This window comes from Paenibacillus antibioticophila (genome assembly GCF_000455265.1).
GTDB lineage: Bacteria > Bacillota > Bacilli > Paenibacillales > Paenibacillaceae > Fontibacillus > Fontibacillus antibioticophila.
The window spans coordinates 506,206-520,592 of record NZ_HG005142.1 but is presented as its reverse complement, the minus strand read 5'-3'; the positions used below and the strand labels follow the sequence as shown (position 1 = coordinate 520,592).

Sequence of the window (14,387 nt, the reverse complement as noted above, 5' to 3'; positions counted from 1 at the left end):
TGATTAAGCCTGAAAGCATATTCCCTGATAGCTCAGTTGGTAGAGCACTCGACTGTTAATCGAGTTGTCACAGGTTCGAGTCCTGTTCGGGGAGCCATATGGAGAGGTGTCCGAGTTGGCCGAAGGAGCACGATTGGAAATCGTGTAGGCGTCACAAGCGTCTCGAGGGTTCGAATCCCTCTCTCTCCGCCATAATTTTTCATTAATAATGTATAAGGCCCGTTGGTCAAGGGGTTAAGACACCTCCCTTTCACGGAGGTAACAGGGGTTCGAATCCCCTACGGGTCACCATTTTTACTTGATTTTCTAGACTTGCATCTGTTACAATAGAATTTGTCTTTCCCTGGAGGCTTAGCTCAGCTGGGAGAGCATCTGCCTTACAAGCAGAGGGTCGGGGGTTCGATCCCCTCAGCCTCCACCATTTAACTGACGCGGGGTGGAGCAGCTCGGTAGCTCGTCGGGCTCATAACCCGAAGGCCGCAGGTTCAAATCCTGCCCCCGCAATTAATTCCTTAAGGAATTGTGCATTACTAGTGTGGAGCCGTGGTGTAGAGGCCTAACATGCCTGCCTGTCACGCAGGAGACCGCGGGTTCGAATCCCGTCGGCTCCGCCATTTTTTATCCTAATGCAAGGCTCGGTAGCTCAGTCGGTAGAGCAGAGGACTGAAAATCCTCGTGTCGGCGGTTCGATTCCGTCCCGAGCCACCATTTAACAACTGAATGAATGTAGTACGCCGTTGTAGCTCAATTGGTAGAGCAACTGACTTGTAATCAGTAGGTTGGGGGTTCAAGTCCTCTCGACGGCACCACATGGAGGCTTAGCGAAGTGGCCAAACGCAGCAGACTGTAAATCTGTTCTCGTACGAGTTCGGTGGTTCGAATCCATCAGCCTCCACCAGTTTTTAGGGGCATAGTTTAAAGGTAGAACAAAGGTCTCCAAAACCTTTGGTGTGGGTTCAATTCCTGCTGCCCCTGCCAGATTCAACTGAATACTTTCTTTATGGCGGTCGTGGCGAAGGGGTTAACGCACCGGATTGTGGCTCCGGCATTCGTGGGTTCAAGTCCCATCGATCGCCCCATTTTTTTCTTTTCTAATAATATACGTTGGGGATTAGCCAAGCGGTAAGGCAACGGACTTTGACTCCGTCATCCATAGGTTCGAATCCTATATCCCCAGCCATTAAGCGGACGTGGCTCAGCGGTAGAGCATCGCCTTGCCAAGGCGAGGGTCGCGGGTTCGATTCCCGTCGTCCGCTCCATTTTATATATGGCGCCATAGCCAAGTGGTAAGGCACAGCTCTGCAAAAGCTTTATCCCCAGTTCGAGTCTGGGTGGCGCCTCCAGTATTTTATAAGCCGGCGTGGCGGAATGGCAGACGCGCTCGACTCAAAATCGAGAGCGTAAGTCGAAGGAATCACCGCTAAAGCCTTGGTATGACTGGATTCTTCAAAATTAGTATCAAAAGTTCTCTCCTGTAGTTCTCTCCTTTATCCAGCGGAGCGATGGAGACATTAAATGTGCCGGCGTGGCGGAATGGCAGACGCGAACGACTCAAAATCGTTTGGGAAACCGTGGAGGTTCGAGTCCTCTCGCCGGTATTACTTTAACTAAGAACAGTTCATTAGATGAAAAATCTAATGGGCTGTTTTTATTTTTATCACTTCATTCATTCGGTTTGCGGAAGTGACTTTGGAACTGAACTCCAAGTGAGCATAGATGTTGGCTGTGGTGGAGTAGTCACTGTGGCCCAACCATTCTTGTACTTCTTTCATACTAACGCCATTTGCAAGCAGCAAGGTGGCGCAACTGTGCCTGAGATCATGAAAACGAATATGAGGCAAAGTGTTTTTTTTCAATACAAGCTTAAAGTGCTGCGAGACGTAATTGGGTTTGATACGTTCACCTAGTTCGTTCACGTATACATAGCCCATATAAGCTCTACAATAGCTGTCACCATATAGTTGCTGGTTTATAGCCTGTTGCCCCTTCAAACGCACCAGGAGGTCATAGAAGGCGTCTACAAGCGGTAGCGTACGCCGGCTTGGCTTGTTCTTTGTACGATCTTTTTCAATGGTAATGTACTTTCCGTTTAATGATCCAGTGGTCACAGTATGTTTGATTGTGATGGTTCTGTTAACCAAATCAATCGCCGCCCATTTAAGACCAATGACTTCACTCCGTCTCAAACCATAAAAGGCAGCTAGCATAACTCCAAGCTCGATAGGGTCGCCTTTGATTACATCTAATAAGTGATTGACTTGTTCCGCATTGTAATAGCTGCCGACAAAGACCTCTTTTTTTGGACGGATGACTTTATCGGCTGGATTGGAAGAGATCCGTTCGGTCACAAAAGCATGCTGAAGTGCTGAGCGGATATTAGCATGATAATGGATGACTGTATTTGCTGTTAGTTTTAGAGTGCTCATTACATAGCTATAAAAATCCTGAATGTCCTTTGGCTTAAGTTCCTCGAGCGGAATACCTTTTTCTCTGAAATAGGGAACGATACGAACTTTAACAGCATTTGAATATGAAATATACGTTATGAGCTCTATACTCGGTTTTACCGTTTCCAACCACTCAAGCATGTAATCTGCAAATAGAGTTTCTTCGACATCATCAGAAGTTACTACAATTTCTTGCTTTTTCTTGTCAGGCTCAACTGCCTGCATGGCTGCTTCTGGTTTGAAGTTTTTGCGAGCATCCATAAGTAGTGATTCTGCTTTCTTTTTATTACCCTTAACAGTAAGTCCTGTAGGAATCCATTTAGGCTTACGTTTACCTTTCTCGTCTTTACAGTTTAATACAATATAAAATAAACCTTTCTTCTCCTGTAGGTGGCCTGCTATCAATCTTTTCCCTCCTTAATTTAGAGGCCCAATTGCCTACCATTGACACTTTTTATTGTAGCATAGTATAATAAATGATTCAATGCGTTAAAGTGTGAAAGTGACATTTTGCTTCTTGGCATATCAGGTTTTGTAAGTAAGAAATAATATGGATTTTAGAGATTTTGTACGCTCGTCCAATCTTAAAATGCTGAATATGATTTGCCTTTAGAAGCTTGTAGGCAGTTTTGGTACTTATGCCACCCAACATATCGCACAGTTGCTTAATATCAACTATATCCGGGTATTCCTGAAACATAAGTTCTAGCAGGGGCAGAGTATGAAGATTATTTAATGAGCTGCTATCCATATGATTGTCTCCTTTCTTAAATTATGTAGAAAGGAAAAGGGGGGCCGTGTGCATAATAGGTTATTTTTATCATGCTTCATCTCCGTTAAATAAAGTAAAATCTGTTTCAAGCTGCCGCGGGTTAAGCGACATCATAGCTTTGGTTGTCCAAAGCTCCCCCTTATCCGAGCGGGCTGCCCCCAATGCGGTGAAGCTGGCCGGGCAGAAGTATCATAATCCCTTTAGCTGGTTATGGCGATTCATCCCACCACAAGATGATCCTAGCCGGATAGTTGATCGCTCTAGCCTTATGATAAGGCTGTCATGGCGCTTCCGCTATGTCGCTTTTGTTTTCACAGCAGAAAAAGGAAAGTGCCTGAAACAGGTAATATTAAGTTTTCAAAGGTCAAAATGAGTCAGGAGTAGTTAGAAATAGAATTAATTATCTCCTGTAATATAAATGGGGAATGGGAGAGAAAAAGGCAACCATTTTGAGTTCAATGTCATTAAGTTATTGCGCTGAGCCCAAGATCATTGAAAAAGAGCAGGTTATCGAAAAGATAGCCCGCTCTTTTTTCATGAAAATAACTTGACAAGCAGTTGGAAGTATATAGTGAAGCCCCTTGAACAACGAGGAGGTCACGCCAATGAATGAGTGAGTATACAATTTCGCTAAAAAATAAGCTGACATCCCTTATACGAGAAACGTCAGCTGCACCAGCCATTATGCCAAAAACCCCACAAGACGATACAATATGTAATCCAGCTAGCAGCAGTGCCTCATGGCTTCTCTGTTAATTTAGCTGCAGAAATTAAAAAGTAGTGTCCATTCCAGTTATAACTGTAGGGAGAATTAACGATCCACTGTTAGTAGAATTGGCACTTCTCGCAGATAAAGCAGACATGATAGCAATGGGAGAGCATCACTGGCGGATCCGGAACTTCCTAACAAAACAATGGCTGGTAAAATAGAAGATATAATTCATTGTATTGGTTGTATGCAGGGCTGCATAGGCGATATCACACTGCATCATATTACAGAAATAAACGAAGCAACTATAAAGAAAGAGAATCCAGATGCAGTTATTGTTGCAACAGGAGCTACTCCTTTTGCACCTAACATTCCTGCTATAAACTCATAAAGTGTATAGCCCAGGATGTATTATCAGGGACGGTAGAAGTAGGTGAGTCAGTTGTAGTGATAGGCGGAGGACTAGTAGGGGCTGAGACAGCGGCTCATCTAGCCAAATATGGGAATAAAGTGAAAATAGTTGAAATGTAAGCTGCTATTGTTTTGAATGGCGAAGTTTGCATCAATCATTTTCTTTTAAGAGATTTGAAGGAACATAATGTAGAAGTACTTGTGTCCACTACTGTAAAGATTATTGCAATTGGCTTTAGGCCTGCTAACCAGCTAAACGAGAAACTCGAAGGTAAGGTATCTGAAGTATAACAATTGGGGATGCTTTGAAAGTTAGAAAAGCTTTAGAGGTTATAGAGGAGGGATTCTAAGCCGGATTGGCTGTATAATTGGCTAATAGGCTGATGCAATAATAATTTATCTTTGTTGTTAGCATTTATTAAATTCCCTTAATATAATAATTCAAGTGAAGACTTCCCTAAGGCATATAAATTAGGGGAGTCTTCGCTATTTTAGGCAAGAAAATAATCAGAATTTCTTAAGAGATTTCCTAAGATTTTCTTTAGAATTCATCTTTACACTAAATGAATTGATTATTTTATTTAGGAGTGAGAACTTGAGCTTGCCTGATAAACCATCCTTGCGTTCAACAATGCTATCTTTGTTATGGCTTTTAATTGTTCCGGTAATTAATGTTTTTTACGGCATATTGAATCATCCGGGAAACCATGTTTATAGTCTTAAGATAAAACTGGATCTGCTGGTGCCTTTTATCCCTTCATTTATCATTCCTTACTTGCTTTGGTATCCATTTATTACGTTTGTACTGATTACTCTTGCTTTTAAGAACAGGCATATTTATTTTCAAACCTTACTTGCATTATGCGTCGGTTTAGTCACTTCATATATATTTTTTGCTCTGTTTCAAACTGGGATTGAACGTCCCATACCTACAGAATCAAACTTCATCCACCATCTTGTTAGGTTTGTGTATAGCCATGACCAGCCATATAATTGTTTTCCAAGTATTCATGTACTAACAAGCTATCTAATGATAAAAGGCGCACGTATTTTAAAAAAAACGATTTGGGTAATGATTTCTGTAATGTCTATATTTATTATTGTGTCTACTGTATTTGTCAAACAACATGTATTGGCGGATGTCATAGGCGGTGTTTTAGTTGCAGAGATAAGCTATCGATTGTGTGGCATTACAATTTCTTTTGTACAAGAAAAGAAACAACGCTCTTGTTAGTTGGGAAGATCTAAGAATTATGGGTATTTCTCTATTGTATGCTGTCATGACATTACAATTTTGGAATAGAATACAATGGAGAAGTCAAAAGTAGCTTGACAGTATTCATTGGTGGAATTACCGATAAAAGCGGCGGGTTGCATGATTTATCAGCAATATAAAATATATCAAAAGGCCGCTATTTAGCGGTTTTTTGTGTGTGCATACCCTACGAATGTATAACTTAATTATAGAAGTTCTTCACAATCCACAAAGATTGATGTAAATATTGGGTTATTCTAATAGTGCAAAAAAAGATAAGGGATAATTGGAGAGGAACGGGAAGATTGACGCTTGTACTACAGGGATAGAAAAAAACTGTGGGGATAAAGAAGTTCTGACCGGAGCTGAATTTCGTTTGAGAAAGGCAGAATTTACGGATTGCTAGGACGCAACGGAGCCAGGAAGACGACATTGTTTAATTGCTTAGGCAGCGAACTGCAGACAGACGATGTCGGTTAAGTTTATTCACTGCAGGTTTTACAGGAGTTTTTAACAGGATATGAGTCACCTGTTTCTTCATTGATGTTAATCAGGTCTTCATCGCAGGCCCGGGAGATGACATGGATAAGCTGATTAAACATTATTCGCACGGTATGAAAACAAACTGCAAATGCTGCTATTTTTACTGTTGAAGCCTCCTGTGATTTTGCTGGATGAGCCGCTGCTTCATTCGATGTGATTGTTTTAGAGATGAAGAAGCAGCTGCGTGAGATGAAATCGGATGATATACTGAACTTCTCGACCCATATTCTCCAGCTGGCAGCTGATTTGTGCGATGAGTTAGTCTCCTTAATGGCAGGAAGCTATCGCGGATTTCAAGTGACTTAATAATCTTCGAGAAAGTGTAACCGGCGTAGGCTACAGTCAGGTGTGGAGTGATTGGCGTGAGCTGGACAATATTCGGGTTACAAAAACTCTATTTCATACAGGATGGAGAAGGTTAGCTGGAAATTGGTGACATAGAATTCGCTCCAACGCCAGAGCAGCGAAAGAATGCATAGCCATATAAAGGTTGGAAAGGGTAGTTGATTTATACTTTACAGTTTACAAGAAATCAAGGATCGAATAAGTATGGTTCAATTCTTATGGAAATAGCTCTTTCGACAAACATACACAAAAGTTGGTGGGAAGCTATAAGGTATAAACTCAATTTTTTCAATGATTAGATGATTAGCATATTTTTTCTTCATTTGAAGTGAATATTGATATGCCACTAAGATCCCTCCTGGTTTAAGGGCCTTCACTATTTGATCAAGTATGTGCGTTCGCATTTTACTTGAGAAATTGAAAAATGGTAATCCGCAAATAATACAATCGAGTTGATTAATATTCTCTTGCTTCATTTTTTTTATTAAGTAAGACGCATTTGAATGAAACATATAGTCCGGATATTTCACTTTCAAACTTTCCCTCAACTTTTTATCCCGTTCAAACAAAAATACATTATTAGAATCAGTTAACTGTGTCTTAATAAGTTGTGTAATGACACCTGTACCTGATCCAAGCTCTGCAACTGACTTAACCTCATCCCAAGGTACAAACTGAACAATTTTAGTTGCTAGATATCGCGAACTGGGTAGAAGGCTACCTACTCTTTTCGGATTATTTAGGAATGCTTGTAGAAAAAGAAGGTGCTCATGAATATTCATTTATTTATCCTCCCATTTTGAAGAATTGCGCATGTCAAGTAACACAACAAGAAAACACGCTATGGCTCATAGTTGTCTCATTTATAATCGTAATTTCTTTTGGGAGTAGGATTCCAAAAAAGCCTAGTGAGAAGGCTAAAAAATTACAGATTGATTAGTTCTAAAGTTGCATTACTGACCAGCTGTTACCACCTTATCTTGCTTGATGCAGAAATAATAATGAAAAAATCTGAAGAAATTACGAGTAAGTTTCTAAAGATAATCTAAAGATTTGGTCTGTAAAAGTCTAATAATACATTTCTTATAACAAGAAAAGTCGTACCAACAAGGAGTCAGTCGGTAAGGTGAAAACAATGAATACATGGTCAAGAAATGGAGCCCTGTCAAAAATAAGGGATAACTATATAAGTGTTTTTGTTGAAATGGAGAATCTGGAAATTCAAAAAAACACAGCTAGAGACATGGAGGGATGGTATCGAAAAAGCGAAGTACATCCCCTGGGTATCCTGTGGGTAAGCAATATAGCTGCGGAAAGATAACACTACTCAGCAAAAACAAAGGCGGAGAGTCGGTTCCTGAAGCAGTAATTGCACTTGTTACCATTGGAAGGCCGCAGCTGAGACCGAACCGTGGGAAAGTCTGCTAAGCACATCATAGGGATTTGGAATTCTGAAAGGCTCCAACAAAATTTAAATAGTAATTAGCAGTACAAGTCGTGTGATGTCAGCCAGATAGAACCTAACAACTGAGATGATCCATCCTAAATTAAATTACTGGTTGGATTATCCTCCTGTCATTAAGTTTTACGGTAAAGATTCTTCAAATTCAGGATGACGAGATACCAGGCAAACTAGGTCCAGTGTAAGTATTGGAAGTGCCATACCTGCCGGATAAGCTAAATATCTTACTTGCCATTCAGGAGAGAACTTTTCCTTGTAACGGCGTAATCCTTCAAATCCGTACCAGTGCCCACCATATTGAAACACCAGACGAGCAAGTTTTTCTTCACGATGTGCATTTCGATTTTTACCCACATTGGAGAGCGGAGACATGCCCAAATTGAAATAAGAATAACCATGTTCTTTTGCCCATTCGATTAAATAGATGAATAGAACATCCATTGTACCATTCGGTATATCATTTAAATGGCGCATCAAATCAATTGAAATCACTTTTTTTTGATCATAAGCTGGAATTAATGTTGCAAAAGCCAATATTCGTCCTTCAGCATTACGAAGCGATATTAAGGGTGAGCGCTGAATGTAGGCTTCGTTGAACCAACCCAAAGAATAAGCTTTTTCTTTTCTGCCACCTAGCCACTCATCCGAGATCTGACGTAATTCAGACAGTAATTCTGAATTATGTGGTGGGGCAAGTACTTCAAATATCTGGCCTTGGCGCTCTGATTTGTTTTTTGCATTTCGTAAATCTTTATTTTTTTTTCCGCATAAAGTAAATGTATTTAAAGGAACTAAAGCTTCTTCACCTAGTTTGAAAAATTTGTAGCCATTCTCATGATAAAGCGATAGATATTCAGGAGTTGCCTGATAAAAAACAACGGTCAATGCATACTGATTTGCATAGCTCTGAAATTCTTGTATTGCAGCACTAACAAGACTTTTATTACCTACAGGATCGCCTAGTACAATTAATTTGCGGCGTACTCGAGAATAGGGAATCAAAATTTGATCGTTCTGCGCCCAATAAAAATTTTTGTCTCCTAGATAGAGAAGGTGAGTCAAAAGATTACCGTCTTCTTTAGCAATAAATTGATTAAATTTCTCTATATCTGCTTTATCTGGACGTTTTCCTATGTAGCGATGCGGACGCAAAGTGAGTATAGATGCGATCAGAATTAAAGCACCAATTAATCCAACAAGAGCCGTTACAGCATATTCATGCGGGTTCAAAAACCATTGCTGAGCACGTAAAGGTAGACTTCGCAAAATAGCTGGATGAAGATGTGTTCCAATAATGTAATACGATAATGATGAGATGAAGGCAAGGAATGCCCAGATCCAGACACTCCGTGATGAAATACTAGCACTTTTGCAGTTAAACTCAGCGCGGGATATCCACAGTATTAATGCAACAATAAGTAAAAAAATAGCTTCCTCATAATCAAACCCTTTGGTAAATGTGAAAATAGCACCTGCTAATAATAATGCTCCTGTCCATAGATAAGCTCGGTGAGTACGCATTGAAATACCACGTGATACGACAATAAGCATAATACCTATAGTCACAGATAATTGTTCTGAAAAACGCATAATCGGTAAAGTTAGAAGATGTTCCATAAAACGTAAGCGGTCAATTAGGCCAGGGGTAGTCGCAGAAAGAAGTAGAATGACACCACTGGCGAATACTAACTTTCCAAGCGCCCATGCTCCTAAATCACTGAGTAAGCCGAACTGAGTAGGCAAGCCCAAGAATTTGACGCATTTGTGGTGTGTAGCTTCCAGACCAGTTGTGATTGCTTTAAGCATTTGTTTACTGTTCGTACTTAACTCAAATACCGCTAGCACAAGACCAATCAACCAAGGAGTTACATAGTAAAAAATACGGAACAATAACAAAATCGTTAGCGCACGTGATGAATCAACACTTAATGTCTGAAGCCCAAGCACCGCAATTAAATCAAACGCACCTATACCACCTGGAGCCATACTAATAATTCCTGCAATTGCTGCTACAATATACACACCAAATACCGGAGCAAATGGCAAATGATTCACATTATTTATAGCGAATAGCCAAAATAATATTCCTGCAGAAGCCCACTCGAGAATAGAAGAACCTAGAGAAGCGATAATTACTTTCCAAGGTAATTTGCCAGCGCCCTTATGGAACCATTTTGCAAAGAGAGAGGATCGTTGCATTAATATGAAGAACGGTAAGTAGAGTGAAACTCCCCATACACCGACACGAAGCCAAGAATGTTGCTCCAAAATAGGTTTCACAGGGAAAATATCGACGAGTGCAAGGAAACCAAGCGAAGATAGTCCCACTAATATGATAGGCGATAAAAAAAGTACAGCAGCCCCCATCTTTTTCATAGGCACGCCGCTTCTCTTATACAACAATGTTCGTACTCCTACACCGGTAAGACCGGCGAAACCAATCATATTATTAAATGTATTGGCTATCCATGCATAACGGTAAGTCTTTCTCCAACTGATATCGAGCTTAAATTGTTTTCGTATTAAATAATCATAAGTACTCATTGTAGATACGGCTACAAAAGAAGCCGTGATTAACTGAATAAAGACATGAATAGGCATTATGCGTAATTCACGAATAATTATAGCTAAGTTAATATTCTGAACCTCGTGTCTACCATTTACATAGATTATGGCTAAAATAGCTGTAGAAATCAGTATTCTGATAATCTTAGCTCGGTAAAGAGCCATAATTAGCTGTAAAAATTTCAACTTTCGAAGCAATTCTCTCATTGTGAAGTCGACTCCAATTTCGGACGAAATAATATACTCTTTAAATAAAATGATTCGGTAAAAAGGTTTTGTGATTCAAAGTTCTTCTAGTAAGTAACCACCTTAACTTCGTCCGCAGTGGGTTTGAAGAAGCGGCTTTATAATCAATTATTTTAACTACCCACACTTCGCTTTTGCTTCGGTCGGAGACTTGGCTATCAATTCTCAATGTCCATATGCTACCCAAGAAAGACCCTTTTTTGGACGAAGTAAAAATCTCTTTCCAATATATATAACTCGTGTTTTTACACGTTTCTGTTGTGTATTATTTGCCCGTTTGAAACATTAAGTTTCTGATCCAAAATAAAGCAAAAGAATTTAAGATAGGGGCAAAAGAATATCTGCAAAATATCCCGATAATCTGAATTAGAAGATAGAATACGATAGGAAAGAGCATGGTAATGCATATGGCCGAATCTTTCCTTTTGAACTCACTGAGTCTTTAGACAATGCCTATTGTGTAGTTTAGGAATTAGAATTCCAAAAGGAGCTAAATAATAAAAACAGATATCCTTGCTGATTGATTAGTTCCAGTAATCCTATTACTGGACAATTTGACACTGTCTTCGCTCGCTTTAATATAGAAATCTTAACGAAAGATTCTGAAGAATTAGGCAGGGGGTTTCTAAAGAAATTCTGAAGAAACTCTTATTTTTAATATGTCCTTTAAAAATCACCTTACTCATCTCTCTGAGTTTTACCACTTATTCTTTGGAAAATGAATGTACTGGTGGATATTAGTGGTATTAACCCCGAGATGTACGAAGCGGTGACCGTGGATGGAGCAGGACGGTGGAGAAAGGTATATAATGTTACACTTTTTTCTATCCATGCGAACATTTTAGTCTTGCTAATCATGAGTTTGGGGAAAGTCATGGACGGCTCGTTCGAGCAGATATGGTCTCTTCTGATCAATATCACCAGAGAGTTCATGACGACCACGCCGATTTTTGTAATGTTGGGGATTGAAGGTGGAAATTTTTTCTGTGCAACAGCGGATGAACTATTTCATTCAGTCATTGATGTTTTCTTGTAATAACGGCTGTAGCCAAGAAACTTGGCGAGGATGGAATTTTATAAGAAAGGAGAGAAAGCCATCAACCGGCAACCCTGCCGCATCATCTAAAAGGCGTGTTGGCTTCTGGGATTTGCTAATCCGCTTTTTCCTAGTCATTGTTTCACTACTATGCTTCTGTCGTTTATTCATGTCGTCTCGGAATCTTGAGCCCTGACTCTTTTGTCATTGCCTATAAGGTCTTTCTTTGGCCGCAGGGATTCACAATCTAAGCGTACAAGTTAAAAACGATTTAGTTCTTTGTTATACTCAGCGCACATCAATAAGAATTTATACTGTGCACACAGGCAAAACCTAAATTGAAGCAGAACCTTATGGTTCTGAATCGATTTAGGTTTATTTTTTTATTAAATGCAAAAGGGCGAATATTACAAATGATAATCAAGCAGATTTTTAATAAAAACGTCCTTTTAAACGACATTCCGCAATATGATGCAGTAAAGCTGACTTACGCCCTCCTGATTCAGATTTTTAAAAGGGAGGAAGCATTGGAGTGGACGTGCACGATGGGAACTGCAGTTTCAGACTAGCTCTTATGTTTCGATCCCGTTGAAAAGAAACACTTTTGACCCTTCAGTTCTATTTAACTCAATAAAGTGAGTGAGCGTACCAGTGCCGAAGTCAAGCTCTGCAATGATTTGAACTTCTTGCCAAGGGATTAACTGGACGATTTTTTCAGCCAATTAAGTCGGGCTTGGTAAGATACTGCCTACCCTTAGAGGGTCTCTTATAAACGCGCGTAAAAAAAGTAGCCTCTCGTGTTGGAACCTCAAGCTTCTATTGGCAACTTGAGTTTAAAAATAAACAAGTCCTTCTCATGATTAAGTGTAAGTGATCCCCCGTGCAGTTCAGCGATGTTCCTGGCAATGGAAAGGCCCAGGCCGGCCCCGGTCTGGATACCTTCGCTGCTCCGGGAGTAGTCAACCTTATAGAAGCGTTCAAACAGCTTATCCTGCTGCTCCCTTGTTAGAGGGGTTCCCCGGTTTTCGACCTCAATTGTAACCTGCTTATGATCTGTTAGCATCCGAATGCGGATGGCTCCCGGTTTGAAGGAGTATTTCAAAGCGTTCATCAGCAGATTATCAATGGCTCTGGCGATTTTATCACTGTCCACAACTGAATACACCGGCATGCTGCCGATTTCTTTAATGATGTGAAGCTCATTTTCATAAGCGATTGGCTCAATTTCAAACAGCAACTGGTTCAAGAGCTGGCAGAGATCAATCCGGTGTGCATTTATATGTGTGTCAATCGAACTAAGCCTGGTGTATTCAAAGAGATCGTCAAGGAGCTTTTTCAGATGTGCGGCTTTATTATAGGTGTTTTGTACAAAACGATCGTATTCTTCCTGGTCCTGAAATGAATTGGATCTTAAAAGCTCAATATATCCGATGATGCTGGTGAGGGGAGTACGCAGATCATGCGAAATGCCGGTAATCAATTCCATCTTCGATTGCTCAGCTTCCCGTTCTTTTACGATTTGCCGCTCCAGGCGCTCTGTCATTTGATTGATATTAAAGGCTACCCGCCCGAGCTCATCTTGTCGCTGGACAGGAACGCGGTAACTCAGATCTCCCTCGGTAATGGTTTGAAGGCCGCTTTCCAGCGTCATAAGATCCTTAACGATGCGACGTGTCAGAATGAGAAAACTTAGAATAAATTCAATTAAAAGCATTATCATATTAAAGTAAGGAAACGACTCTAACAGCCAATCTATTTCATTTGACCATTTTGGATAAAATAACAACAAAAGCAAATTATTGAAGAGGATAGCGATGAAAAAACTAAGCAGCATGCTTAACAGAATGTTAACCTGGATCCTTTGTTTTCTTTTGGATTGCTTTGCGGGTTTAATCAATTTTATAGCCAACTCCCCAAACCGTTTTAATATACTGTGGGCTCCGGGGGTTATCTTCTAACTTCTCCCGTAGGTTTCGGATATGGACCATCACCGTGTTGTCAGAGTAACCGAAGGGTTCTTTCCAGACATTCCCATAAATATGCTCTGAACTGAACACTTGCCCCGGATAGCTGGCCAGTAGCACCAAAATTCCAAACTCCAGAGGCGTCAGCACAATATCTAGGTCTTTTAGCTTTACTGAATGCTTAGTTTTGTCAATCACCAGGTCTTTAATTAGAATGATTGAGTTATTCTCGGCCTTTCCCAGTAACGTTTGCCGCCGCATTTGGGCTTTAACACGGGCAAGTAACTCCAGCGGGTTAAATGGCTTGGTCATATAATCATCTGCACCGGTAGTAAGACCTGCAATTTTATCGATATCTTCTTCTTTGGCAGATAACATGATAATAGGCGTGTTAGAGACTTCTCTTATTTTGAGGCAGGCCGTAATTCCGTCCATCCGGGGCATCATGACATCGAGTATGACCAGGTGAACAGTAGAAGCATGGATAACTTGTAAGGCTTCCTCACCGTCAGCCGCTTCAATGACATGGTATCCTTCATTTCGTAAATATACGTGTATGATATCCCGGATCTCAGATTCGTCATCAACAACAAGGATTGTGTTCATCTGCAGTTACCCTCTCTGTATTGAAG

14 protein-coding genes and 15 tRNA genes are annotated in these 14,387 nt (G+C 40.4%); 22 read left to right on the top strand and 7 right to left on the bottom strand.

Going from position 1 to position 14,387, the window contains the following annotated elements:
- Window positions 1-21: 21 nt before the first annotated feature.
- The 15 genes from TX85_RS22790 (at window position 22) to TX85_RS22720 (ending at window position 1,598) form a co-directional block, all read left to right on the top strand.
- Window positions 22-97: transfer RNA gene (locus TX85_RS22790), tRNA-Asn, on the top strand.
- 3 nt (window positions 98-100) lie between these two features.
- Window positions 101-192, top strand: a tRNA-Ser gene (locus tag TX85_RS22785).
- A 24-nt stretch (window positions 193-216) separates the two neighbouring features.
- Window positions 217-291, top strand: a tRNA-Glu gene (locus TX85_RS22780).
- Window positions 292-345: 54 nt separating this feature from the next.
- Window positions 346-421: transfer RNA gene (locus tag TX85_RS22775), tRNA-Val, on the top strand.
- Between the two features lie 9 nt (window positions 422-430).
- Window positions 431-504 (top strand) — tRNA-Met (locus tag TX85_RS22770).
- A 33-nt stretch (window positions 505-537) separates the two neighbouring features.
- A tRNA-Asp gene (locus TX85_RS22765) sits at window positions 538-614 on the top strand.
- Between the two features lie 18 nt (window positions 615-632).
- A tRNA-Phe gene (locus TX85_RS22760) sits at window positions 633-708 on the top strand.
- Window positions 709-733: 25 nt separating this feature from the next.
- Window positions 734-809, top strand: a tRNA-Thr gene (locus tag TX85_RS22755).
- Between the two features lie 3 nt (window positions 810-812).
- Window positions 813-898, top strand: a tRNA-Tyr gene (locus TX85_RS22750).
- A gap of 6 nt (window positions 899-904) precedes the next feature.
- Window positions 905-978, top strand: a tRNA-Trp gene (locus tag TX85_RS22745).
- Between the two features lie 25 nt (window positions 979-1,003).
- Window positions 1,004-1,079, top strand: a tRNA-His gene (locus TX85_RS22740).
- A gap of 26 nt (window positions 1,080-1,105) precedes the next feature.
- A tRNA-Gln gene (locus tag TX85_RS22735) sits at window positions 1,106-1,180 on the top strand.
- 4 nt (window positions 1,181-1,184) lie between these two features.
- A tRNA-Gly gene (locus TX85_RS22730) sits at window positions 1,185-1,259 on the top strand.
- Window positions 1,260-1,269: 10 nt separating this feature from the next.
- A tRNA-Cys gene (locus tag TX85_RS22725) sits at window positions 1,270-1,343 on the top strand.
- A 176-nt stretch (window positions 1,344-1,519) separates the two neighbouring features.
- A tRNA-Leu gene (locus TX85_RS22720) sits at window positions 1,520-1,598 on the top strand.
- Between the two features lie 36 nt (window positions 1,599-1,634).
- On the opposite strand, the gene TX85_RS22715 is transcribed toward TX85_RS22720, so the two are convergent.
- Both TX85_RS22715 and TX85_RS27850 read right to left on the bottom strand, forming a co-directional pair.
- Entirely contained in the window at window positions 1,635-2,852 is a 1,218-nt protein-coding gene (locus tag TX85_RS22715) for a site-specific integrase (RefSeq protein WP_044482126.1), read from the bottom strand.
- Window positions 2,853-2,928: 76 nt separating this feature from the next.
- On the bottom strand, window positions 2,929-3,147 hold the full coding sequence (locus tag TX85_RS27850; protein ID WP_262362718.1) for a helix-turn-helix domain-containing protein: 219 nt from the start codon (window positions 3,145-3,147) through the stop codon (window positions 2,929-2,931).
- Between the two features lie 986 nt (window positions 3,148-4,133).
- Here TX85_RS27850 and TX85_RS27845 point away from each other — a divergent pair.
- From TX85_RS27845 to TX85_RS27090, 5 genes are all read left to right on the top strand, one after another.
- Window positions 4,134-4,319, top strand: a complete 186-nt coding sequence (locus TX85_RS27845; RefSeq protein ID WP_233500834.1) for an NAD(P)/FAD-dependent oxidoreductase — start codon at window positions 4,134-4,136, stop codon at window positions 4,317-4,319.
- 56 nt (window positions 4,320-4,375) lie between these two features.
- On the top strand, window positions 4,376-4,459 hold the full coding sequence (locus tag TX85_RS27840) for an NAD-binding protein (RefSeq protein ID WP_233500842.1): 84 nt from the start codon (window positions 4,376-4,378) through the stop codon (window positions 4,457-4,459).
- Between the two features lie 475 nt (window positions 4,460-4,934).
- The gene (locus TX85_RS22705) at window positions 4,935-5,573 is read left to right on the top strand and encodes a phosphatase PAP2 family protein (protein ID WP_049895191.1); all 639 of its coding nucleotides are present in this window, start codon (window positions 4,935-4,937) and stop codon (window positions 5,571-5,573) included.
- A gap of 420 nt (window positions 5,574-5,993) precedes the next feature.
- Window positions 5,994-6,074, top strand: a complete 81-nt coding sequence (locus tag TX85_RS28255; protein WP_392391860.1) for a hypothetical protein — start codon at window positions 5,994-5,996, stop codon at window positions 6,072-6,074.
- 231 nt (window positions 6,075-6,305) lie between these two features.
- On the top strand, window positions 6,306-6,443 hold the full coding sequence (locus TX85_RS27090) for a hypothetical protein (RefSeq protein WP_187375188.1): 138 nt from the start codon (window positions 6,306-6,308) through the stop codon (window positions 6,441-6,443).
- A 248-nt stretch (window positions 6,444-6,691) separates the two neighbouring features.
- On the opposite strand, the gene TX85_RS22695 is transcribed toward TX85_RS27090, so the two are convergent.
- Window positions 6,692-7,264, bottom strand: coding sequence for a class I SAM-dependent methyltransferase (locus tag TX85_RS22695; protein WP_044482124.1), 573 nt, complete (start codon window positions 7,262-7,264; stop codon window positions 6,692-6,694).
- Window positions 7,265-7,608: 344 nt separating this feature from the next.
- Here TX85_RS22695 and TX85_RS22690 point away from each other — a divergent pair, with 344 nt between their 5' ends.
- The gene (locus TX85_RS22690) at window positions 7,609-7,803 is read left to right on the top strand and encodes a hypothetical protein (RefSeq protein WP_044482123.1); all 195 of its coding nucleotides are present in this window, start codon (window positions 7,609-7,611) and stop codon (window positions 7,801-7,803) included.
- Window positions 7,804-8,067: 264 nt separating this feature from the next.
- Here TX85_RS22690 and mprF read toward each other — a convergent pair whose 3' ends face one another.
- Window positions 8,068-10,716 (bottom strand): bifunctional lysylphosphatidylglycerol flippase/synthetase MprF, encoded by a 2,649-nt coding sequence (mprF, locus tag TX85_RS22685; protein WP_044482122.1) that lies wholly within the window; start codon window positions 10,714-10,716, stop codon window positions 8,068-8,070.
- 769 nt (window positions 10,717-11,485) lie between these two features.
- On the opposite strand from mprF, the gene TX85_RS22680 reads away from it, so the two are divergent.
- Entirely contained in the window at window positions 11,486-11,791 is a 306-nt protein-coding gene (locus tag TX85_RS22680) for a hypothetical protein (protein WP_049895190.1), read from the top strand.
- A 572-nt stretch (window positions 11,792-12,363) separates the two neighbouring features.
- On the opposite strand, the gene TX85_RS26900 is transcribed toward TX85_RS22680, so the two are convergent.
- From TX85_RS26900 to TX85_RS22665, 3 genes are all read right to left on the bottom strand, one after another.
- A complete protein-coding gene (locus TX85_RS26900) occupies window positions 12,364-12,513 on the bottom strand; it encodes a hypothetical protein (protein ID WP_158297369.1) in 150 nt (49 codons plus the stop codon).
- An 86-nt stretch (window positions 12,514-12,599) separates the two neighbouring features.
- Complete coding sequence (locus tag TX85_RS22670) at window positions 12,600-13,688, bottom strand: sensor histidine kinase (protein ID WP_044482120.1); 1,089 nt, start codon at window positions 13,686-13,688, stop codon at window positions 12,600-12,602.
- Window positions 13,681-14,361: a response regulator transcription factor gene (locus TX85_RS22665; protein WP_044482119.1), complete on the bottom strand. Its 681-nt coding sequence runs from the start codon at window positions 14,359-14,361 to the stop codon at window positions 13,681-13,683. The genes TX85_RS22670 and TX85_RS22665 overlap by 8 nt, the downstream gene beginning before the upstream one ends.
- Window positions 14,362-14,387: the final 26 nt, after the last annotated feature.